The organism is Streptomyces fulvoviolaceus, assembly GCF_000718165.1.
GTDB lineage: Bacteria > Actinomycetota > Actinomycetes > Streptomycetales > Streptomycetaceae > Streptomyces > Streptomyces fulvoviolaceus.
Genome location: NZ_JOEY01000028.1, coordinates 127,238 through 147,520, shown reverse-complemented (window position 1 = coordinate 147,520; position 20,283 = coordinate 127,238). Strand labels below are relative to the sequence as shown.

18 protein-coding genes are annotated in these 20,283 nt (G+C 70.6%); 8 read left to right on the top strand and 10 right to left on the bottom strand.

Annotated elements, in window-relative coordinates; genetic code table 11:
* Window positions 1–125 precede the first annotated feature (125 nt).
* Together IG08_RS0129075 and IG08_RS0129070 are read left to right on the top strand one after the other, a co-directional pair.
* Window positions 126–3,563, top strand: a complete 3,438-nt coding sequence (locus tag IG08_RS0129075; protein WP_030608723.1) for a DNA polymerase III subunit alpha — start codon at window positions 126–128, stop codon at window positions 3,561–3,563.
* Entirely contained in the window at window positions 3,560–4,528 is a 969-nt protein-coding gene (locus tag IG08_RS0129070) for a DNA polymerase Y family protein (RefSeq protein ID WP_030608720.1), read from the top strand. The genes IG08_RS0129075 and IG08_RS0129070 overlap by 4 nt, the downstream gene beginning before the upstream one ends.
* 17 nt (window positions 4,529–4,545) lie before the next feature.
* Here the strand turns inward: IG08_RS0129070 and IG08_RS0129065 are convergent, their stop codons facing one another.
* Complete coding sequence (locus tag IG08_RS0129065; RefSeq protein ID WP_030608718.1) at window positions 4,546–4,920, bottom strand: cupin domain-containing protein; 375 nt, start codon at window positions 4,918–4,920, stop codon at window positions 4,546–4,548.
* A gap of 97 nt (window positions 4,921–5,017) precedes the next feature.
* On the opposite strand from IG08_RS0129065, the gene IG08_RS0129060 reads away from it, so the two are divergent.
* Both IG08_RS0129060 and IG08_RS0129055 read left to right on the top strand, forming a co-directional pair.
* The gene (locus IG08_RS0129060) at window positions 5,018–5,461 is read left to right on the top strand and encodes a MarR family winged helix-turn-helix transcriptional regulator (protein WP_030608716.1); all 444 of its coding nucleotides are present in this window, start codon (window positions 5,018–5,020) and stop codon (window positions 5,459–5,461) included.
* Window positions 5,462–5,633: 172 nt separating this feature from the next.
* Entirely contained in the window at window positions 5,634–6,494 is an 861-nt protein-coding gene (locus IG08_RS0129055) for an esterase/lipase family protein (protein ID WP_030608712.1), read from the top strand.
* A 62-nt stretch (window positions 6,495–6,556) separates the two neighbouring features.
* On the opposite strand, the gene IG08_RS0129050 is transcribed toward IG08_RS0129055, so the two are convergent.
* Window positions 6,557–7,543 carry a lytic polysaccharide monooxygenase auxiliary activity family 9 protein gene (locus IG08_RS0129050; RefSeq protein WP_030608710.1) on the bottom strand — a complete coding sequence of 329 codons (987 nt, stop codon included), beginning with the start codon at window positions 7,541–7,543 and terminating at the stop codon, window positions 6,557–6,559.
* Between the two features lie 161 nt (window positions 7,544–7,704).
* On the opposite strand from IG08_RS0129050, the gene IG08_RS0129045 reads away from it, so the two are divergent.
* Window positions 7,705–8,154, top strand: a complete 450-nt coding sequence (locus tag IG08_RS0129045) for a GNAT family N-acetyltransferase (protein WP_030608707.1) — start codon at window positions 7,705–7,707, stop codon at window positions 8,152–8,154.
* Window positions 8,155–8,172: 18 nt separating this feature from the next.
* Here the strand turns inward: IG08_RS0129045 and IG08_RS62550 are convergent, their stop codons facing one another.
* Window positions 8,173–8,307 carry a hypothetical protein gene (locus tag IG08_RS62550; protein ID WP_106981043.1) on the bottom strand — a complete coding sequence of 45 codons (135 nt, stop codon included), beginning with the start codon at window positions 8,305–8,307 and terminating at the stop codon, window positions 8,173–8,175.
* A gap of 140 nt (window positions 8,308–8,447) precedes the next feature.
* Here IG08_RS62550 and IG08_RS0129035 point away from each other — a divergent pair, with 140 nt between their 5' ends.
* Window positions 8,448–9,062: a class I SAM-dependent methyltransferase gene (locus tag IG08_RS0129035; RefSeq protein ID WP_030608704.1), complete on the top strand. Its 615-nt coding sequence runs from the start codon at window positions 8,448–8,450 to the stop codon at window positions 9,060–9,062.
* On the opposite strand, the gene IG08_RS0129030 is transcribed toward IG08_RS0129035, so the two are convergent.
* Both IG08_RS0129030 and IG08_RS0129025 read right to left on the bottom strand, forming a co-directional pair.
* A complete protein-coding gene (locus IG08_RS0129030) occupies window positions 9,059–9,559 on the bottom strand; it encodes a ribonuclease FAU-1 family protein (protein WP_030608702.1) in 501 nt (166 codons plus the stop codon). The two genes, IG08_RS0129035 and IG08_RS0129030, sit on opposite strands and share 4 nt — an antisense overlap.
* Window positions 9,540–10,469, bottom strand: coding sequence for a GNAT family N-acetyltransferase (locus IG08_RS0129025; protein WP_030608700.1), 930 nt, complete (start codon window positions 10,467–10,469; stop codon window positions 9,540–9,542). The genes IG08_RS0129030 and IG08_RS0129025 overlap by 20 nt, the downstream gene beginning before the upstream one ends.
* Window positions 10,470–10,540: 71 nt before the next feature.
* On the opposite strand from IG08_RS0129025, the gene IG08_RS0129020 reads away from it, so the two are divergent.
* Window positions 10,541–10,909 (top strand): GntR family transcriptional regulator, encoded by a 369-nt coding sequence (locus IG08_RS0129020; RefSeq protein ID WP_199820915.1) that lies wholly within the window; start codon window positions 10,541–10,543, stop codon window positions 10,907–10,909.
* Window positions 10,910–10,993: 84 nt separating this feature from the next.
* On the opposite strand, the gene IG08_RS0129015 is transcribed toward IG08_RS0129020, so the two are convergent.
* Window positions 10,994–12,088, bottom strand: coding sequence for a DUF5925 domain-containing protein (locus IG08_RS0129015; protein WP_030608697.1), 1,095 nt, complete (start codon window positions 12,086–12,088; stop codon window positions 10,994–10,996).
* A gap of 166 nt (window positions 12,089–12,254) precedes the next feature.
* Between IG08_RS0129015 and IG08_RS0129010 the strand changes: the two genes are divergently transcribed.
* On the top strand, window positions 12,255–13,676 hold the full coding sequence (locus IG08_RS0129010) for a GH39 family glycosyl hydrolase (protein ID WP_030608695.1): 1,422 nt from the start codon (window positions 12,255–12,257) through the stop codon (window positions 13,674–13,676).
* Window positions 13,677–13,701: 25 nt separating this feature from the next.
* On the opposite strand, the gene IG08_RS0129005 is transcribed toward IG08_RS0129010, so the two are convergent.
* The 4 genes from IG08_RS0129005 to IG08_RS0128990 are packed head-to-tail and all read right to left on the bottom strand — an operon-like array spanning window position 13,702 to window position 20,095.
* Window positions 13,702–17,502, bottom strand: a complete 3,801-nt coding sequence (locus IG08_RS0129005; RefSeq protein WP_030608693.1) for a lipopolysaccharide biosynthesis protein — start codon at window positions 17,500–17,502, stop codon at window positions 13,702–13,704.
* On the bottom strand, window positions 17,495–18,295 hold the full coding sequence (locus IG08_RS0129000; protein ID WP_030608691.1) for a polysaccharide deacetylase family protein: 801 nt from the start codon (window positions 18,293–18,295) through the stop codon (window positions 17,495–17,497). Before IG08_RS0129000 ends, IG08_RS0129005 begins: the two co-directional genes overlap by 8 nt.
* Entirely contained in the window at window positions 18,288–19,277 is a 990-nt protein-coding gene (locus IG08_RS0128995) for a glycosyltransferase family 2 protein (protein WP_030608689.1), read from the bottom strand. Before IG08_RS0128995 ends, IG08_RS0129000 begins: the two co-directional genes overlap by 8 nt.
* On the bottom strand, window positions 19,274–20,095 hold the full coding sequence (locus tag IG08_RS0128990) for a glycosyltransferase family 2 protein (protein WP_030608686.1): 822 nt from the start codon (window positions 20,093–20,095) through the stop codon (window positions 19,274–19,276). The genes IG08_RS0128995 and IG08_RS0128990 overlap by 4 nt, the downstream gene beginning before the upstream one ends.
* Between the last annotated feature and the right edge of the window lie 188 nt (window positions 20,096–20,283).

The following is a 20,283-nucleotide window of genomic DNA, read 5'->3' as shown; positions in this document are numbered from 1 at the left end:
CGGACGTTTCCGCAGGTGGGAGGCGGCCGAACGGTTGTCGTACAGATGTTCGAGATTTGGTCTATGGTGGGGGTGGGGCAGTCGGGAACTGGTGTTCGAAAATGATGCGGAGATGGGAGGTACGGATGCCAGGGTTCACGCATCTGCACGCCGTCTCCGGGTTCTCCCTGCGCTACGGCGCCTCCCACCCGGAGCGGCTGGCCGAGCGCGCCTCCGAGCGGAGCATGGACGCCCTCGCCCTCACCGACCGCGACACCCTCGCGGGCACGGTCCGCTTCGCCAAGGCCTGTGCGAAGGCGGGTGTGCGGCCGTTGTTCGGGGTGGAGCTGGCGGTGGAGGAGCCTGCCCCCGAGCCCGTACGGCAGGAGCGGCGCCGCGCTCCCGTACGCGGGGGTGCCTTCATCGACGAGTCGACACCCCGCGTCACCTTCCTCGCCCGGGACGGCGCCCGCGGCTGGGCCGACCTGTGCCGGATGGTCACGGCGGCGCATGCGGGGGAGGGATCTCCTCTGCTGCCGTGGGCGGACAACAGGGGAGACGGCCTGACCGTCCTGCTCGGCCCCGCCTCCGACGTCGGCCGCGCCCTCGCCGCGGGGCGTCCCGACCGTGCGGCCCGGCTGCTCGCCCCCTGGCGGGAGACCTACGGCGACGCCCTGCGCCTCGAAGCCGTCTGGCACGGCCGCAAGGGCACCGGCCCCGGCTCCCTGAGGCTGGCCGCCCGCACCGTCGGCTTCGCCGCCGAGCAGCGCATACGCCCCGTGCTCAGCAACGCCGTCCGGTACGCCGACCCGGGCCTCGGCCCGGTCGCCGACGTCCTGGACGCCGCCCGCCGCCTGGTCCCAGTCGACGCCACCAAGGAGCTGGACTCCGGCGAGGCCTGGCTCAAGGACGCGGGCACCATGCTGGGGGCGGCCGAGCGGATCGTGGAGGCCGCGGGCTTCCGGCGCGACACCGCCCACCGGCTGCTGGAGCAGACGCAGGCGACGGCCGCCGAGTGCCTGGTCGACCCCGAGGACGACCTCGGCATCGGCACCGTCCACTTCCCCGAGCCGCACCTGGTCGGCGCGGGCCGCCGCACCGCCCAGCGGGCGCTGGCCTCGCGGGCGGCGGCGGGGATGGTGCTGAAGGGATACACCCGCTCTCCTGAAGCGGTTCTCTATTGGGAGCGGATGCACCGGGAACTGGACATCATCGCCCACCACGGCTTCGCCTCCTACTTCCTGACGGTCGCTCAAGTGGTGGACGACGTACGGGAGATGGGAATCCGGGTCGCCGCCCGCGGCTCCGGTGCCGGCTCCCTCGTCAACCACCTCCTCGGCATCGCCCACGCCGACCCGGTCGAACACGGGCTGCTGATGGAGCGCTTCCTGTCCAAACGCCGGCTCGTGCTGCCCGACATCGACATCGACGTGGAGTCCGCGCGCCGCCTGGAGGTCTACCGGGCGATCATCGGCCGGTTCGGCACCGAGCGGGTGGCGACGGTCGCGATGCCGGAGACGTACCGGGTGCGGCACGCGATCCGGGACGTGGGCGCGGCCCTGTCCATGGACCCGGCCGACATCGACCGCATCGCCAAGTCCTTCCCGCACATCCGGGCGCGCGACGCCCGCGCGGCGCTGGAGGAACTGCCCGAACTCAAGGCTCTGGCAGGGGAGAAGAACAGATACGGCCGGCTCTGGGAGCTGGTCGAGGCCCTCGACGCCCTCCCGCGCGGAGTCGCCATGCACCCGTGCGGAGTGCTCCTCTCCGACGCGTCCCTGTTGAGCCGTACGCCGGTCATGCCGACCAGCGGCGAGGGCTTCCCCATGTCGCAGTTCGACAAGGAGGACGTCGAGGACCTCGGGCTGCTCAAGCTCGACGTGCTCGGTGTGCGGATGCAGTCGGCGATGGCACACGCGGTCGTGGAGGTGGAGCGGGCGACGGGGGACCGGATCGACCTGGACGCCGTACCGCCCGGCGACCCGGCGACGTACCAGCTCATCCGTTCCACCGAGACGTTGGGCTGCTTCCAGATCGAGTCGCCGGGTCAGCGCGACCTGGTCGGGCGGCTGCAGCCGGCCACCTTCCACGACCTCGTCGTCGACATCTCGCTCTTCCGGCCGGGGCCGGTCGCCGCCGACATGGTGCGGCCGTTCATCGAGGCGCGGCACGGGCGGGCGCCCATCCGCTATCCGCACCCGGATCTGGAGGAGCCGCTGCGGGACACCTACGGGGTCGTCGTCTTCCACGAGCAGATCATCGACATCGTCGACATCATGACCGGCTGCGGACGCGACGAGGCGGACCGGGTGCGGCGCGGGCTGTCCGACCCGGAGTCGCAGGGGCGGATCCGGTTCTGGTTCGCGCAGCACGCGGCGGCGAACGGGTATGACGCAGAAACGATTCGGCGGACGTGGGAGATCGTCGAGGCCTTCGGGTCGTACGGCTTCTGCAAGGCGCACGCGGTCGCCTTCGCCGTGCCGACGTACCAGTCGGCGTGGCTGAAGGCGCATCACCCGGCCGCCTTCTACGCGGGGCTGCTCACGCACGACCCCGGGATGTATCCGAAGCGGCTGCTGCTGGCGGACGCGCGGCGGCGTGGGGTGCCGATCCTGCCGTTGGACGTGAACCGGTCGGCGGTCGCTCACCGTATCGAACTGGTGTCTGAATCGGTCGATTCTTCTCGACGATGGGGGCTGCGGCTCGCCCTCTCCGACGTGCACGGCATCAGCGAGGCCGAGGCGGCACGGATCGCGGACGGGCGGCCGTACGCCTCGCTGCTGGACTTCTGGGAACGGGCGCGGCCGAGCCGACCGCTGGCACAACGGCTGGCTCAGGTAGGGGCGTTGGACGCCTTCGGTGCCAACCGCCGTGATCTGCAACTGCACTTGACCGAGTTGCACCGGGGTGCGAGGGGTGCGGGGGGAGGTCAGCTTCCACTGGCCGGTGGGCGGAAGACCGCTCCCGCCGGGCTGCCGGACCTGTCCTCCGCCGAGAGGCTCAGCGCCGAGCTGGGCGTGCTGTCCATGGACGCCTCGCGCAATCTGATGGACGACCACCGGGCTTTCCTCGACGAGTTGGGCGTGCTGTCGGCGCGGCGGCTGCGGGAGGTGCGGCACGGGGAGACCGTGCTGGTCGCGGGTGCCAAGGCGGCCACCCAGACCCCGCCGATCCGCTCGGGCAAGCGCGTCATCTTCACCACCCTGGACGACGGCACGGGCCTGGTCGACCTCGCCTTCTTCGACGACTCGCACGACGCCTGCGCGCACACCGTCTTCCACTCCTGGCTGCTGCTGGTGCGCGGAGTGGTGCAGCGCCGCGGCCCGCGCAGCCTCAGCGTGGTGGGCGCCGCCGCCTGGAACCTCGCCGAACTGGTCGAGCTGCGTGCCGAGGGCGGGCTCGACGAGGTGGCGAAACGGCTGGCGGAGCCCGTGCCGGAAGGGGCCGGTGATTCGACCGGCGGGCGGCGAATCCAAATGCCGACGGGATACGAACTGCATCCATGGGCCGATCTGCGACCGGCGGGTCAAGAGCCTTCACAGGTACGGAAGTTGTGGCACCAGAGTCCGGGGAGTGCGGGATGACCATCCTCTGCGTACGTTTCCAGCTGCCGACGGTGTACGAGGCGGCCCTGCCGGGGTTGCTCGGGCTGCTGGAGGAGTTCACACCGGTCGTCGAGGCGTTGCCGCCGGACGGGGCGCTGGCCGATCTGCGGGGCGCCGAGCGGTACTTCGGGCGCGGCGCCGTCGAGTTGGCCTCGGTGATCCGGGTGCGGGCGCTCGCGCTGCACGGGGTCGACTGCATGATCGGCGCCGGGCCCGGGCCGATGCTGGCGCGGATGGCGCTGCGGGACGCCCGCCCCGGGGTGACCTGCATGGTGCCGGACGATGCCGTGGCGGATTTCCTTGCCGACCGACCCGTCGCCGCGCTCCCCGGCGTCGGCAAGGCCACCGCCCGCACTCTGTGCGAGTACGGCCTCGACACCCTCGGCCGGGTCGCCGCCGCGCCCCTGTCCACGCTCCAGCGCCTGGTCGGTACGAGGGCCGGCCGCGAGCTGCACGAGAAGGCGAGCGGCGTGGACCGCGGCCGGGTGGTCCCGAACGCGGTTTCCCGCTCCCTCGCCACCGAACGCCCCTTCAGCCGCGACGAGTTGGACGAGGACCGGCACCGCCGCGCCCTGCTCTCCGCCGCCGAGGAACTGGGCGCCCGGCTGCGCGCCGTGGACAAGGTCTGCGGCACGCTGACCCTCACCGTCCGCTACGCCGACCGCTCCGCGACCACCCGCAGCCGCACCCTCAAGGAGCCGACCGCGCACTCGGCGGCGCTGACCAGGGCGGCGTACGACATGTACGAGGCGCTCGGCCTCCAGCGCGCCCGGGTCCGCTCCATCGCCCTGCGCGCCGAGGGCCTCGACCCCGCCGAACAGGCTTCCCACCAGCTCACCTTCGACCCCGCCGACGAGAAACTCCGCCGCATCGAGGAGGTCGCGGACCGCGCCCGGGCGAAGTTCGGACCGTACGCGGTGATGCCGGGGGCGCTGGCGGCGTAACTCCTCTTGTGCAGGCGTCAGTTGGCCCACGGCGGAGTGATGACCGTGCCGTCGGCCAGTACCGCCTCCAGGCCGATGGAGGTGGTGACCCAGGAGACGGCGGTCTGATCGGTCGGGTTCTCGACGCTCAGGGTCGCGCCGGGGTTGATGATCACCGTGTCGCCCGCCGCGATCCGGTGGACGTCGTCGTCGAGCGTGATCAGCAGTTCGCCGGCGAGGAGGTGGAAGATCTCCTCGCGGTTGACCGTGTGGGCGGGCGTCTTGGTGCCCCCGGGGATCTCGCCGCGCCAGGCGCAGAGCTCTTTGCTGCCGGTCAGGGGAGTGGCGTACGAGACGAAGCGGGCGCCGTGGATCTCGTGGGTGACGGCTTCGGACAGGCGGATGACGGGCATGGGCGGCCTCCGAGTCGGCAAGTGGTCAAGTAGCTTGACTATGTGGTGTCATAGTCAAGGTGCTTGACCAAATCGTCAAGGGTGTTTCAATGCCTCCGTGCAGAACTCCGAAGCCCTGGTCCTGGCCGCCGCCCTGCTCGCCGCCGCCGGTGACCTGACGCAACGCATCAACGACGGTGTCGTCGCCCGTGGATTCGAAGTGCGGCCCGCGCACGGCTTCGCGTTCACCCGGCTGGCCCCGGACGGTGCCACGGTCACCGAGCTCGCCGCCCATCTCGGGGTGACCAAACAGGCCGCCAGTCAGCTCGTCGACGAGATCGTGCGCAAGGGGTATGCCGAACGGCGGCCGCATCCCGGTGACGCGCGGGCCCGGCTCGTCGTGCTGACCGAGCGGGGGTGGGCCTGTACCAGGGCCGCGGAGGAGGCGGCTGCGGAGGCTGTTCGGGTGTGGGTCGAACTGATCGGTGAGGGTGAAGTGCGGGCGTTGCGTGATCAATTGGTGCGCATCGCGCCCTATGGTCCCATCAGGCCCGCCTGGTGACGGTTCATCAGCAGTTGCAGTCGTCGGCAGTTACCACTGGAAGTTTTTACTGACGCGTAACTTCACAAGTGCACTACTCGTTCGTAACTTGACGAGTGAACAGCATCCTCGTGATCCGGATCACAGGGCGTAGAGCCGTCGCAACTCCCTTGAGCCGCAAGGAGATCACACGATGCTGCCCTGGAAACGAGTGCTCAGACCCCTGACCGCACTGCTTCTGACCGCCACGGTCGCCGTCGTCCCCGCCACCACCGCCCAGGCCGCCGACGCCCCCAGCAGCGGCTGGAACGACTACACCTGCAAGCCCTCCGCCGCCCACCCCCACCCCGTCGTCCTCGTGCACGGCACCTTCGCGAACTCCGTGGACAACTGGCTGTCCCTCGCGCCGTATCTGAAGGGCCGCGGATACTGCGTCTTCTCGTTCGACTACGGCCAACTGGCGGGCGTGCCCGTCTTCTACGGCCTCGGCCCCGTCGACAAGTCCGCAGAGCAACTGTCCGCCTACGTCGACAAGGTGCTTTCCGCGACCGGCGCCGCTGAGACCGACCTCGTCGGCCACTCGCAGGGCGGCATGATGCCCCGCTACTACCTCAAGTTCCTCGGCGGAGCCGCCAAGGTGAACGCCCTCGTCGGCATCGCGCCCAGCAACCACGGCTCCACCCTGAGCGGCCTGGCCAACCTGCTCGCCTACTTCCCGGGCGCCGCCGACCTGCTCTCCTCGGCCACCCCGGCCCTCGCCGACCAGACCGCCGGATCCGCCTTCCTCACCAAGCTCAACGAGGGCGGTGACACCGTCCCCGGCGTCAAGTACACGGTCATCGCCACCAAGTACGACGAGGTGGTCACGCCGTACCAGAGCCAGTTCCTCAGCGGATCCGGCGTCAACAACGTCCTGATCCAGGACCTGTGCCCGCTGGATCTCTCCGAGCACGCGGCGATCGGCCTGCTCGACCTGATCGCCTTCCACGAAGTGCTCAACGCCCTCGACCCGGCGCACGCCACCCCGACCACCTGCGCGTCCGTGTTCGAGTAACAGACGACCCGGGGGCTGTCCGGCCTGAGCCGCCGGACAGCCCCCGCCCCTCCGCGGTGGTCCTAGCGGCCGTGCCGGCCGCCGCTCACCCCGCGCCGCCGGACGGATCCGAACAGGATCGCCGCGCCGATCGCGAGGACGGCCGCGCCGCCCATCGCGATGTACGAGGTGCTGCTGTCGCTGCCGGTCTCGGCGAGGTTCTCCGTGGTGCCGGCCGCCTGCACATCATTGGCGGCGGCAGCGGTCGTCTCCGACGTCGTGGTCGGCTCCGCCGACGTACTGGCGTCGTCGTCCCCGTGGCCGTGGTGCTCGACCGTCGACTCGTCGGCGCCCTCCTCGATCTGCTCCTCGGAGGGGGCGGAGGCGCTCGGGGTCGGGCTGCTTGTCGTACCGCTGCCGCTGTCGGCGCTGCTTCCTCCGAACGTCACGTCCGAGCAGGAGTAGAACGCCTCCGGGCTGTCCGAGCGCTGCCAGACCGCGTACAGGAGCTGCGAGCCGGAGCGCTCCGGGAGGGTCCCGGAGAACGTGTAGTAGCCGCCGGAGGCGACCGGGTCGGTGGCCGTCGCCACCGGGTTGTCCAGGTCCAGGTCGTCCCAGGCCAGCGGCTGCGTCGGGTCGTAGCCGGCCTTGGTGATGTACACCTTGAAGGTGCCCTTGTGCTGGGCCGTCACGCGGTACTTGAAGGTGTACGAGCCGCTGCTCACGCTCGTCGCGGGCCAGTCGGCGCGGGCCAGGTCGAGCCCCTTGAACTCCTCGCTGTTCGCGCTGCACAGCTTGCCGTCCGGGATCAGCGTCTGGTGCTGTCCGTTCGCGTCGCCTATGCGGACGCCGTTCCAGTCGTAGAGCGCCTGCGTGCCGCCGGCCGCGACCGCCGCCTTGCACGCGTCGGAACTCGGGCTCTCGGGACCCTCCGCGTAGCACTGGGCGACCCGGCTGACGGGGTCGCCCATCGTGCCGTGCGCCGACGCCGGCGCGGCGGCCAGTGCGGTGAGGGCGAGTGGGGTCAGGCCGAGGGTGGCGACGGCGGCGACCATACGGCGTGCAGGCATGAAGGAAACTCCTCGCAGCGATTCTTGGGGATCCCGTGGGGGCGATCAGCAAGCTAGCCCCAAGAAACCGCGGAATCGCCTGCTGGAGGCGGGTGATGGAGATCCTTATGGTCGCTTTAAGGGAGTGCTCAGGCTGAGCTGAGGTAGGTAGCGTCCACGGCATGACAACCGAGGAGATCCGGCCGGCCGTCGCCGCCGACGTGCCGGCCGTGAAAGCCGTGACCGATGCCGCGTACCACCACTACATCGAGCGCATCGGGGTGGTGCCGCAGCCCATGGAGCGGGACCACGCGGCGAACGTGGCCGCGGGGCAGGTGTTCGTCACGGGGGACCCGGTGACCGGACTCGTGGCGATCGAGGTGCACGAGGACCATCTGTACCTCGACAACATCGCCGTCCACCCCGACGCCCAGGGCACGGGCGTGGGGGGACGGCTGCTGCGGTTCGTGGAGGCACACGCGCGTGCGCTGGGACTGCCCGAGGTCAGGCTCTACACGAACGCCCTGATGTGGGAGAACCAGAAGATCTACCCGAAGTTCGGGTACGAGGCCACGGAGCGACGGGTGGACGGGCCGTACGACCGCATCCACTACCGCAAGCGGCTGGTCTGACAGGCCGGACCATCACGGTCACCCGTCCGGCCACCATGTGCGCGCGATGTCCTTTCGGACCTCGGGACGTCCCGCGGGGCGCTCGTCGGCCTCCTCGCGGATCCGACGGGCGTCTGACTTCTTCAGGGGCTTCTGCTGCGTTACGCGGCGCATGGCTGCCTCCTCGCAGTGCCTACCGAGTTCCGCGTTCTCACGGAGGTAGACCCTTTGGGGGAGGGTTACTCATCGGCCCCGATCTGTCAGTGGCGGCTGTCACGATTCGATTGTCAGTGGCGGGTGTCACTCTTGGGCCCATGACCGACGACAGTGACGACAAGGCCGGGGCGGCCGTCGACTGGGATGCCGAGGCCGCCGCCTTCGACGACGAGCCGGACCACGGCCTGCGCGACCCCGAGGTGCGCCGGGCCTGGGCCGGGCGGCTGCGCGGCTGGCTGCCCGAGCGGCCCTCCGACATCCTCGACCTCGGCTGCGGCACCGGCAGCCTGTCGCTCCTCGCGGCCGAACAGGGACACCGCGTCACCGGCGTGGACAGCTCCCCGGCCATGGTGGACCTCGCCCGCGCGAAGCTCGCCGGGCGTGACGCGGCGTTCCTGCTCGGTGACGCGGCGGCGCCCCCGGTGGGGGAGCAGCGCTTCGACGCCGTCCTCGTACGACACGTGCTGTGGGCCCTGCCCGACCCCGGCCGTGCCCTGCGGCACTGGTGGGGACTGCTGAGACCGGGAGGGCGGCTCGTGCTGGTCGAGGGGGTGTGGGGGACGGTCAGCCCGGCCGGGATACCGGCCGAGGTGCTCACCGGCCTGGTGGACCCCCTCGCCGGGCACGTGCGCGTGGAGCGGCTGTCGGAGGACGCGCTGCTGTGGGGGAGGGACGTGGCCGACGAGCGGTACGCCGTGGTGGCGACCGCCTAGGCCAGCAGCGTGCCGAATCCGCCCTCGCGCGCCAGCGCCTCCAGCTCGTCGAGCGCGGCCACCGCGGCGGCCGCCGCCTCCGGGTCCCGCTCCGTCAGCCCGCTCTCGGCGAACTCGTCCTCGTCCAGGCGGATCACGGCCGTACCGTCGCCGGAGCGCCACAGGTCCAGGTCGAGGTCCTCCACGACGAGTTCCGCGCCGGAGCGGGTGGCCGGGCGGGTGATGTCGCAGTACCAGCCCTTCAGACCGCCCTCGGAGTCCCGGACCTCCTTCACCGAGTACCAGCGGTCCCGCCAGTAGTACTCCGTGAAGACGTCGCCCGGCTCGAAGCGCACGAAGCCGAAGTCGCGGACGCCCTCGCCGGCCCACGGGGCGCGGACGGCGACGCGGTTGCCGTCGTCGGCGAGGAGCGCGGCCTCGTAACGGATCTTCGTGCGGCCTGCCTTGACGAGGACGACCTCCAGGAGCACTGCGGGCTCAGCCGAGTTCGCGGACATACCGCACCTCCGTCGCGTAGACCTCGTACCCGAACCACTTGTTGATCGCGAGCATGGGCTCGTTGCCGGCGTCGTTGCCCGTGAACGCCTCCTTGCACCCGGCGGCGCGGGCTCGGTGCAGGGAGTCGTTCTTGGCGAGCTTGGCCAGGCCCCGGCCGCGGAAGGCGCGGGCGGTGCCGGTCATGGCGGAGCCGTACTGGGTGGCCCCGTCGGTGTGGGCCGCGCTCAAGGCCACGGGGCGGCCGTCGACGACGGCGACCGAGGTCAGCTCGTGGCTGAGGAGCGGGTGGTTCCAGGTCTCCTCGATCCAGGCCTCGTAGTCGGTGAACTCGGTGTCGACGTCGCTCGGTTCGTCCAGGACCGCCTCCGCGTCCAGGTCGAACATCGGGCGCGGGTCGTCCGCGAAGTCGGCGGCCGTGCGCAGCTCGACGCCCGGGGGCGGGTCCTGCAGCGGGGGCAGTGTGCCGTTCTCCAGGTCCAGGCGCAGCACCTTCCCGGAGCGGCTCGCGCGGTAGCCGCGCCGCTCGGCGAAGGCGCGGTTGTCCGGTGCGTCCACGACCCAGGAGAAGAGCTTCGTCGCCCCCTGGGCGGCCAGGTACTCCTCCGCGGTGCGGAGCAGGAGCGCACCGGCGCCGCGGTGTATCCGCTCCGGGTGCACGTACACGTTGACGTAGCCCTGGCCGGGATCCGGGCTGTCGTGGGCGAGGCCGACGACGGTCGAGCCGATGATCTCGCCGTCCTCCTCGGCGATCAGCCACCGGAAGCGGGCGTCCGGGTGGGAATGCGTGATGGTGTGAACCACGGACTCCGGGGTGATCGGCATGAAGGGGAAGGCGAGATGCCTGACCCGGGCCAATGCCGCAGTTTCGGTGCGGACTTCGGGGCGGACATCGCGAACGATCACAGTCATGAACGGGCACGCTACGGGGGAGATGCGCCCGGGTGCCTCTCATTTTCCGCCGGGTGCGGGACAATCACCCCGTGACCTTGAAGATCCACATCGACGACAGCGCACCGCCGTACGAGCAGGTGCGGGCGCAGATCTCCGAGCAGGCGCGGGCCGGCGTGCTGCCGGTGGGGTACCGGCTGCCGACCGTGCGGGGCCTGGCCGAGTCCCTCGGGCTCGCCGCGAACACCGTCGCCAAGGCGTACCGGGCGCTGGAGGCGGACGGGGTGATCGAGACGCGGGGGCGCAACGGAACGTTCGTCGCCGCGGCGGGCTCCGCGGCGGAACGTGAGGCGGCGTCGGCCGCGCAGGCCTACGTCGAGCGGGTTCGGCGCCTCGGGCTGGACGAGAACGCGGCGCTCATCGCCGTGCGGGATGCCCTGCGGGCGGCGTTCGACAAATGACGGATCGGCAAATGACGGAAGCGACGCCCGGCCTGTAGATCCCGCCTATGGAACCGGCTTACTGATCCGCCTACCGGAACCGGCTTACAGATACAGCCCCGCGTCCGCCCCCGCCCGCGGCTCCGGCACCGCAGTCGGAGAGGTCCCCCGGCGCAGCGCGTACAGCTCCGCCAGCGTCGCGCCCTCGCGGCCGACGCCCTCTTCCGTGCCGAGCCAGTTCGCCGCCTCCCGGCGGGTCAGGGCGCCCACCTCGATGCGGGCCAGACAGCGGCCCGGGCGGACGACGGCCGGGTGGAGGCGCTCCAGGTCCTCGTTCGTCGTGACACCCACCAGGACGTTGCGGCCCTGGCCCAGCAGGCCGTCGGTCAGGTTCAGCAACCGCGACAGCGCCTGCCCCGCGGTGTGCTTCGCCTCGCCGCGGATCAGCTCGTCGCAGTCCTCCAGCAGGAGCAGCCGCCAGCGGCCCTTGCCCGTCGCGTCCTCCTCGCCGATCGCGATGTCCATCAGATAGCCGACGTCACTGAACAGCCGTTCCGGGTCCAGGACACAGTCCACCTGGCACCAGTCCCGCCAGGAGCGGGCGAGTGTGCGCAGGGCGGAGGTCTTGCCGGTCCCCGGCGGGCCGTGGAGCAGCAGAAGCCTCCCCGCGATGTCCTCGGGTGTCGTCTTCATCAGGCGGTCCATCGCGTCCGCCACCGGTGCGGTGTAGTTCTCCCGCACCTCGTCCCACGTGCCCGCGGAGATCTGCCGGGTCGTGCGGTGCGGGCCCCGCCTCGGGGAGACGTACCAGAAGCCCATGGTCACGTTCTCCGGCTGGGGTTCGGGCTCGTCCGCCGCGCCGTCGGTGGCCTGGTCGAGGACCCTCTTCGCCAGCTCGGCGGTGGTGGCCGTGACCGTGACGTCCGCGCCCCGGTTCCAGCGGGAGATCAGCAGGGTCCAGCCGTCGCCCTGCGCCAGCGTCGCGCTGCGGTCGTCGTCGCGCGCGATGCGCAACACCTCGGCGCCCGTCGGCATCAGCGTGGCCCCGGACCGCACCCGGTCGATGTTGGCCGCGTGCGAGTACGGCTGCTCGCCCGTCGCGAAGCGGCCGAGGAACAGCGCGTCGACGACATCGGACGGCGAGTCACTGTCGTCGACGTTGAGCCGGATCGGCAGAGCGTCGTGTGGGTTTGCAGACATGCCGCCATGATCCGGCACGAGGACGCCCCGTGCACCCGCTTTCTGTAGTGCGTCGGGTGTGTCGCCCGCGCCCCGTGTTCCCGGAGTGTCCGCTACCTCCTGTTACAAGGTTGTGCATCTACGACATCTGCCCACCCAGGCGTTTTCGCCGTTACCGTTGCCTTCGATGGGACGTCATGGGTGGACCTCGGGGGCACGGCGGTGGCGGCTCACCGCGATTCTCGGCGTGGGTGCGGCGGTTCTGGCACTGGCTGTGACCCTCCTCAACACGCTTCCGGGGAACGGCGCGGGCACGGACGGCACCTCACGCGACGGCGACAAGGTGCACGGCACACCCACGACCACGCCGGACGCGGAGACCCCGGAGGTGGGCTGGGGCTTCACGCACACCCAGTTCAGCGCCGACGAGGGCAGCTCCGCCGCCACCGAGCGGGTCGAGGGAATGCTCGCGGACGCCGGCGGGCTGCCGCAGATCCAGCACATCATGGGCTGGGGATCCGACAACCCCGAGCCGGTCAAGGGGCGTTACGACTTCGAGGACATGGACCGCCGCGTCGACTTCATCCGTGCGTCGGGCGGCACCCCGGTCGTCACCCTGTGCTGCGCCCCGGACTGGATGAAGGGCGGGAAGGCCGGCGTCGGCAACACGGACTGGAGCCAGTCCGCGCTGGAGACCGCTCCGGAGCCCGCGCACTTCAAGGACTTCGCGGCGCTCGCGGCGACCGTCGCCAAGCGCTATCCGGACGTACGCCACTTCATCGTCTGGAACGAGTTCAAGGGCTTCTGGAACGACGCCGAGGCACGCTGGGACTACGAGGGCTACACACAGCTCTACAACCTCGTCTACAAGGCGCTGAAGAAGGTCAATCCGGAGATCATGGTCGGCGGGCCGTATCTGTCGATGGACAGTGTCGATCCGCGGTCGGAGGACGCCTCCCCGACCTTCAAGGGTGCCTGGGGCGCCATGGACCGGCGGATCCTCGACGCCTTCGCCTACTGGAACAAGAACAAGGCGGGCGCCGACTTCGTGGTCGTGGACGGCTCCAGTTACACCAACGACGACGAGATGCTGCCAGGCGAGTTCGCGGCCACCGACAAGTTCACCGCGGTGAGCACGTGGGTGCGTCAGCAGACCGGTGATCTGCCGCTGTGGTGGGCCGAGTACTACGTCGAACCCGCCGACGGCAACGACGAGCGCGAGGGCTGGTCCGAGCCCCGCCGCGTCGCCGTCCAGGCCGCCGGACTGATCGCCCTGGCCAAGGGCGGCACCACCTCCGCCTTCTACTGGAACCCGGAGAACGAGAAGGGCACGGACTGCGCGGGCTGCCTCTGGACACCCACCAGCGGTAAGAACGGCGGCCGGAAGTTGCCCATGTTCGACCTCGTCAGCCGGTTCGGCGCCGCGTTCCCGCCGGGCACCGCCTACCAGACCGTGCCGGTGGCCGCCGACGACGTGCCCAACGTCCGCGTCCTCGCCACCGACAAGACCGTCCTGGTGGTCAACACCCTCAACCGGCAGATCAGCGCGAAGGTCGACGGCAAGCGGTTCGAGATGCAGGCGTACGAGGTCAAGTGGCTCAGCCGCTGAGCCACTTGACCTCCTGAATGCACCCTCACTTCATCGTCAGGAACCGCTGCACCAGCGCCGCGAACAGCACCGCCAGCAGCGGCAGCGAGAACCAGAAGCTGCTCTGCAGCCACCGCAGCTGCCGCACGCTCGGCCGCACCGCGACCCGGACGACCTCGCGTGCCGTCAGCAGCAGGATCAGCGCCACCGCGGCGAGGGCACCCACGACCGACCAGGGCGTCCAGGTGACCTGCGGCCCTATCGGACCCGGGTCGGCCTTCGGGACCTTGCCCGCGGGCTGGTCCCGCAGCGCGTACATCGTCGCGTCGTCGTTGGTGAAGACCCGCTTCAGTTCCTTCCGGTTGTCCAGGTTGTCGAGCAGCCTGGGCTCCCAGCTGTTCGAATAGCCCACGTCCAGCCGGAGATAGGTGACCTGGCTGACGTTGACCATCAGATACGAGTTCGGGCCCGCGTCCTTGAGCGCCTTGACCAGGCTCGACACCAGCACCGGGTCCGTCGGCGCCAGCGTGGGCACGTACTCGACCTTCTCCATGTCCTTCGCGCCCCACGGCATCGCCGGGGTCACGTTGTTCACCGTGTCGTTGCTCAGCCACAGCAAACGTACCGTCGGGTCGTCGTGGGCGTACACGTAGTCCATGGCGGCGACCTCGCCGGGCTGGATCCGCTCGAACGGCTCGTTGCCCCAACGGGCCACCAGGAAGCCGCCCATGAGGATCAGGCCCGCCATCAGCGCGGCGATCGGGGCGAGGCTCACCCGGTCCTTGTCGCGCTCCTTCGCGGTGACGCCGGTGCGAGGGAAGAGTGCCAGAGCGGCGAGCAGGGCCGCGCCCGGCAGCGCGAACATGAAGACGCGCAGGGCCATTTCGCCGCCGTACGACTGCATGCCGAAGCCCAGGAACGGCACGAAGGTGAGGACGAGCAGCGAGCGCTCGCGGTACTTGTGCTCGCGCCGCCGCCACCAGCCGTAGCAGGCGAGTGCCATGACACCGCCGGCCAGCAGCACGCGGACGTACAGCACGAGCTTGTGGGTCGAACTGCCGCCCTCGATACGGCCGGACACCGACGACGAGACATTGCTGCCGACGCCGCCGACCCCGCCGAACAGCTCGTCGAAGTGCCCGGACCAGTAGGGCTCGGCCATGAAGCCCACCCAGACGGCCACCAGGACGCCGAACAGCACGGGCAGGCCGCGCAGTTCTGACCTGCCGATCAGGACGAGCACCGCCAGCACGCCCAGCATCACGAACGGGGTGAGCTGGTGGGCCGGGACGCTCGCCGCGAACAGCCCGATCACCACCGCCAGCAGAACGGCCTGTTGACGGCGGTTCGTCGGCTCGACCTCCACCTCGCCGGGCCGCCTCTTCGTCCAGATCACGCGGGGCGCGCGGAACCAGACCAGCAGGGTCGCCACGAAGGCCAGGTACAGCAGATACGTGAAGCCCTGCGGGGAGAAGTAGTCCTGGCCGACCCAGCCGCTGAGCACGAAGATCCAGATGCCGGTCCACTTGGCCCGCCAGCTCGCCCGCATGTGCCGCACGAGCAGGAACATCGGTGCCAGATAGAGGAGTTGGATCGCCGTCGGCCACCAGCGGATGATCTCGGTGAAGTCCGTGACCCCGCAGGCCTTGCCGACGAACGCGGCCGCCGCGAAGAAGCCCGGCCAGCTCCAGCGCGCGTCCAGGTCGGGGACGGCCGACCCGGTCCGGTCGATGTAGTCGATGAACCCGAGGTGCTGCCAGGCCGTCGCGAACCGCGGCTCGGTCTCGATCACCGCGGGCAGCGCGTGCAGCGAGACCACGGTCGCCAGCAGCGTGACCAGCAGCAGCGCCTTGTGCTCGCGGCCCAGCCACAGCAGCGAGGCGAAGACCACCACCAGCAGCGCGGCCCCGATCAGGGTGGCCGTCGGCAGCACGGAGATCAGTCCGAGCCCGCCCATCTCGTCCAGGTCGGACTCACCGAGGCGCAGTGCGGGCACCCAGTACAGCAGGAGCGCGGTGGCCAGCAGACAACCGAGGACCACACCGAACCGGCTGGGCTGCAGCCGCTCACGCCACGAGAGCGGGATCTGTTCCGCGGGCTCCGGCACCTCTTCCTCTCGTACGGGAGCCTCTTCCCGTACGTCCTCTCCCGCGTCGGAGGCCGCCTCGAACGGCGCGTCCACCTCCGTCTCGGCAGGGCCCAGCGAGGACTCCGAGCCCGGCTCCCGTGCCTCGACGGGCAGCCCCAGCCCGGGCTTCCCGAGCGCCCAGGTCGGCCGGTCGCGTTCCGGGCGGACGACCGGCGTGCCCGTGGGCGGCGTACCCGGGCCGGGACGCACGTCGGGACGGCGTTCCAGGTGGTCGAGGTCGACGTGGATGCCCAGGGCGAGGGTGTCCTGGTCGAGCGCCCAGGCGGGCCGGCGCGTCCGGCTCGTGGCCGTGACCTCGCGCGCCCCCAGGTCGGCGAGGTCGCCGTCGGGAGCCGCGTCCGAGGGGACCGTGGCCGGCGACGTACCGCGGACGGTCTTGTACAGCTTGGGCGCGGCGATCGCGACGATCACCGCGAGCGAGGAGATCTCCGCGACGCCCGCGCCGGTCAGGCCCATGCGGGGGAGCAGCAGCAGCGTCAGGCCGAGCACCAGGACGCACAACAGCCCCTGCAGCCAGGCGAGTCCGGAGGTGCGGCTCTGCGCGCGCAGCACCGCGAAGTACGTCTCCATCACGACCCGCAGCACCGCGCCGACCGCGAACCAGCGCAGCAGCGGGGTCGCCGCGTCCGCGTAGCCCGAGCCGAACACACCGAGGATCCACGGCGCCCCGATGAACAGCAGTCCGCAGATCGGCACCATGATCCGGGCCATGCGCTTGAGCGCGGCACGGGTGTTGGCGGCCAGGCGTCCCGGGTCGTGCGAGCCCTCGACGGTGAGGGAGGCGCCCATGTTGATGGCGAGCAGGTTGACCGTGCCGCCGATGGTGGTGGTGATGTAGAAGTACGCGTTGTCCTCGGAGCTGACCTGCGAGGCGATGATCACGGGGATCAGGTAGACCACGGCGAGCGAGAACAACGAGCCGGTGTAGTCGCCCGCGAGGAACTTCCCGATCTCCTTCAGCGTCGGCGGTTTGGCGTGATCCTCGGTCGCCTTGATGTGCCGGGGCGCCAGCCGCCGGAACACCAGAAAGCCGAGCGGGATCACGGAGAAGGCGATCGCCGCGACCCAGGAGACGAAGACGCCGGTCGTGGGGATCGCCACCGCGAAGGCGACCAGCAGCCCCAGCTTCACCGCCGAGAACACGGTGTTGCCGACCGGCACCCACAGCGCGCTGCGCAGCCCGGTCAGCACCCCGTCCTGGAGCGTGAGCACGTTCCAGGCGACGACGGCCACGATGAACCCGAGGCCGTTGAGGGGCCCGTGCAGGAAGCGGTACGACGGTCCCCACATGTCCAGCGTCAGCAGGAAGGCACCCGCGGCCAGCGCCACGACCAGTGAACTGCCCGCGTACGTACGGAAGACGAGCCGTCCGGTGGCGCGGCCCGCGACCGGTATGAAGCGGGCCAGCGCCCCGGTCAGGGCCACCGCGGTCAGACCCGCGAGGAACTTCATCGCGGCGATCGCGGCGGAGCCCTGGCCCACCGCCGACTCGGAGTAGTAGCGGGCCGCGGCCAGCCAGAAGCCGAGGCCCAGCACCGCGGAGATCCCGGTGTTGAGCATCAGCGCGTAGGCGTTGCGGAACAGCTGGCTGCCGCCCGCGCCCTTGCCCCGTCCGGGCAGGCGAAGACGGCGCCCCGACTGCTCGGGCGCCTCGGTCGCGGTCGACTCGGGCTCGGTCGTGGTCGTCGTGTCAGACACGGGAACGGGAGACCTTCCGGCGGACCTGTCGTGCTCTTCGGACCAACGCGTACCCCTTGGTCAGGGCACGGTCCCGGGCGAAATCGCGGGCGACCGCCCGGCCTTCGACCAGTCGCTCGAACTCCTCCGCCGTCGTGCCGCGGCGCACGGTGAGACGGGTCAAGGCGTACGGCCCCTGCCGGCGGCGCGCGAGGCCGTTGTTGACCGCGAGTGCCTGGGCGTAGCCCGTCTCACGCACCGCCTGTCGCACCCGGCGGCTGGAGTAGCCGTACGGGTAGGCGAACGAGACGGGTGCGGTGCCGAGTTCGTCGCTGACGATCTCCTTGCAGTGGATCAGCTGGTGGCGCAGCGCGGCGTCGTCGAGCTGGTCGAGCTGCGGATGGGTGTGGCTGTGCCCGCCGATCTCGACGTCCGCCGCGGCGAGTTCACGGACCTGGTCCCAGTCCAGCATGGTGTCCAGGCCGCCCCCGGTGTCGTAGGCACCACGGATCCACCCGGTCGAGACGAACAGCGTGGCCGTGAAGCCGTGCTTGGTGAGCATGGGCAGGGCGTGCCGGTGCACGCCCTCGTAGCCGTCGTCGAAGGTGATCAGGACGGGCCGTTCGGGCAGCGGGTGGCCGGAGCGCCAACTGGCCGCGAGCGACGCCGTGTTGACCGGAGTGAGGCCCAGCTCCGCGATCAGCTCCATCTGGCGCGCGAACGCCTCCGGCGCCACCGACAGTTCACGCGTGGCGTCGTTCGGGTCGGTCGCGACCGCGTGGTACATCAGGATCGGCACAGGTGCCTCAGGCATGCGTTTCCCCCTCTATCTCCGCGACCGAGAACGTGGCTCCTCCCCGCCTCGCCCGGACGCTGCCGACCACGTACCCGCCCGCTGTAGTGAGCACCCCGGCGACGATCGCGCCCGCCCGGCCCGCGCCGCCCGGTCGGGCCAGTACGGCGTCGCGCAGCCCGCGCGCCACTCCGGCCGGCAGGACCCGGGTGGCGTAGCGACGCTCCGACTCAAGTCCCTTGTCGGCGCCGACACTTCGGGCCACCAGGGCTTTCGACAGGCCCTCGGCGTACGCGCGCGTGCGGAAGTACCCGAAGTGCTCGCGCGCCTCGGGCACCCGGTGGTGGATGACCGCCCGGTCGTCGATCAGCAGGACCGCGTCCGGTCTGGCCCGGCTGAGGCGGATGCACAGCTCCGTCTCCTCGCAGCCCAGCGGACGCTTGTCGCCGTCGCGCCCGATCCCGGTGGCGAAACCGCCCGCCGCGTCGAACGCCGTACGACGGAACGAGGCGTTGCCGCCGAGCACGTTGCGCACCCGCACCAGGCCGGGCGGCAGCCCCTTGTAGGTGCAGCCCACCACCCAGTCGAACTCCTCCGGGAACCAGGCCGGCCGGCGCCCCGAGGCCCAGATGGGCACCGTACGGCCGCCGACGGCCATGACCCTCGGGTCGGCGTAGCCCGCGGCGAAGTGCCGGAGCCACTCCCGCTCGGCGACGGCGTCGTCGTCGAGGAAGGCGATCACCTCGCCGCGCGCGGCGGCGATCCCGGTGTTGCGGCCCGCGGACAGGCCACGGGGGCCCGCGTTGGCGAGCACCCGTACCGAGTCCGTCTCCTTGTACTCCTTCGTGAGCCGGTCCAGGAGCGCCGCGTTGTGGTCGACGACCAGCAGCGTCTCCAGAGCCGGCCGTGACTGCGCCCGCACCGAGGCGACCGCCGCGAGGATGTCCTCCCAGCGGTCCTCGGTGTAGACGCAGATCACGACGGAGATGTCGAGATCGCTCAAGACACCTCTCCCCGGACCGAGTCGAGCATCGGAGAGTGGTGGGCCTGGCGGCGCAGCTCGCGCCGGTTCGAGCGCTCCCCGAGGATCACCTTGAGCACCCGGAACCCGTCCCGTACGGCCCGCAGATTGCTGGTGCCGTGGATGCGGAGGTACTCATGGCTGGGTATCTCCTGCACCTTCAGCCCGGCCTTGACCACCCTGATGTTGATCAGGGTCTCGATCTCGAAGCCGGTGCAGTCGAGGTCGATCTTGTCGAGGCAGTGCCGCCAGAACGCGTTGTAGCCGTAGCAGAGATCGGTGTAGCGGGCGCCGAACTTGCGGTTGACGATCGTGCACAGCGCCCAGTTGCCGAGCTTGCGGATGAAGGTCATGTCGTCGGTGCCGCCGCCGTTGGCGAAGCGGGACCCCTTGGCGAAGTCCGCACCGGAGACCAGGGCGGAGACATACGAGACGATCTCGTGGCCGTCGGCCGAGCCGTCCGCGTCGACCATCACGATGATGTCGCCGCTGCACGCCTCGAACCCTGTGATCAGGGCATCCCCCTTGCCCTTGCCCTGTTGTTCGACGACCTTGACGTTCGGCCACAGACCGCGGGCCACTTCGACGGTGTCGTCGGTGGAGTTGCCGTCCACAAGCACCACTTCGTGGATCCAGTCCGGAAGGGTCTTGAAGACGTACGGGAGATTCTCCGCCTCGTTCATGGCAGGGATCACCACACTCACCGGTGGCGTTATGGCCAGGTGAGAGGAGATCGGTCGGTACTGGCTGGCTATGGACGCATCCTGGCCCGTAGTCGCCGGGCGCAGAACTGAACTCATGAGTCTGGTTCCCTCTCGTCCGGTGGACCGCCCGCCCCCGGGCGGCCCGGCTCTTTGCTCCGGTTCGAAAGGGGGGTTCTCACTCACGGCATGACGGAAGGATCTCCGTGCGTGCCGGGTGAGCTGGCAAAGCTGGCCGACCGCCGTCGTCGAACGACAGCCGGTCGCGCGGCACGACTCGGTCACCA

Bases quoted from the DNA above. Each gene is read 5' to 3' on its own strand.
- IG08_RS0129070 (WP_030608720.1), top strand. From the start codon at position 3,560: ATGACCATCCTCTGCGTACGTTTCCAGCTGCCGACGGTGTACGAGGCG.
- IG08_RS0129045 (WP_030608707.1), top strand. From the start codon at position 7,705: ATGACAACCGAGGAGATCCGGCCGGCCGTCGCCGCCGACGTGCCGGCC.
- IG08_RS0129075 (WP_030608723.1), top strand. From the start codon at position 126: ATGCCAGGGTTCACGCATCTGCACGCCGTCTCCGGGTTCTCCCTGCGC.
- IG08_RS0129015 (WP_030608697.1), bottom strand. From the start codon at position 12,088: ATGTCTGCAAACCCACACGACGCTCTGCCGATCCGGCTCAACGTCGAC.
- IG08_RS0129025 (WP_030608700.1), bottom strand. From the start codon at position 10,469: ATGACTGTGATCGTTCGCGATGTCCGCCCCGAAGTCCGCACCGAAACT.
- IG08_RS0129000 (WP_030608691.1), bottom strand. From the start codon at position 18,295: ATGCCTGAGGCACCTGTGCCGATCCTGATGTACCACGCGGTCGCGACC.
- IG08_RS62550 (WP_106981043.1), bottom strand. From the start codon at position 8,307: ATGCGCCGCGTAACGCAGCAGAAGCCCCTGAAGAAGTCAGACGCCCGT.
- IG08_RS0129050 (WP_030608710.1), bottom strand. From the start codon at position 7,543: ATGCCTGCACGCCGTATGGTCGCCGCCGTCGCCACCCTCGGCCTGACC.
- IG08_RS0129055 (WP_030608712.1), top strand. From the start codon at position 5,634: ATGCTGCCCTGGAAACGAGTGCTCAGACCCCTGACCGCACTGCTTCTG.
- IG08_RS0128990 (WP_030608686.1), bottom strand. From the start codon at position 20,095: ATGAGTTCAGTTCTGCGCCCGGCGACTACGGGCCAGGATGCGTCCATA.
- IG08_RS0129010 (WP_030608695.1), top strand. From the start codon at position 12,255: ATGGGACGTCATGGGTGGACCTCGGGGGCACGGCGGTGGCGGCTCACC.
- IG08_RS0129035 (WP_030608704.1), top strand. From the start codon at position 8,448: ATGACCGACGACAGTGACGACAAGGCCGGGGCGGCCGTCGACTGGGAT.
- IG08_RS0129030 (WP_030608702.1), bottom strand. From the start codon at position 9,559: ATGTCCGCGAACTCGGCTGAGCCCGCAGTGCTCCTGGAGGTCGTCCTC.
- IG08_RS0129065 (WP_030608718.1), bottom strand. From the start codon at position 4,920: ATGCCCGTCATCCGCCTGTCCGAAGCCGTCACCCACGAGATCCACGGC.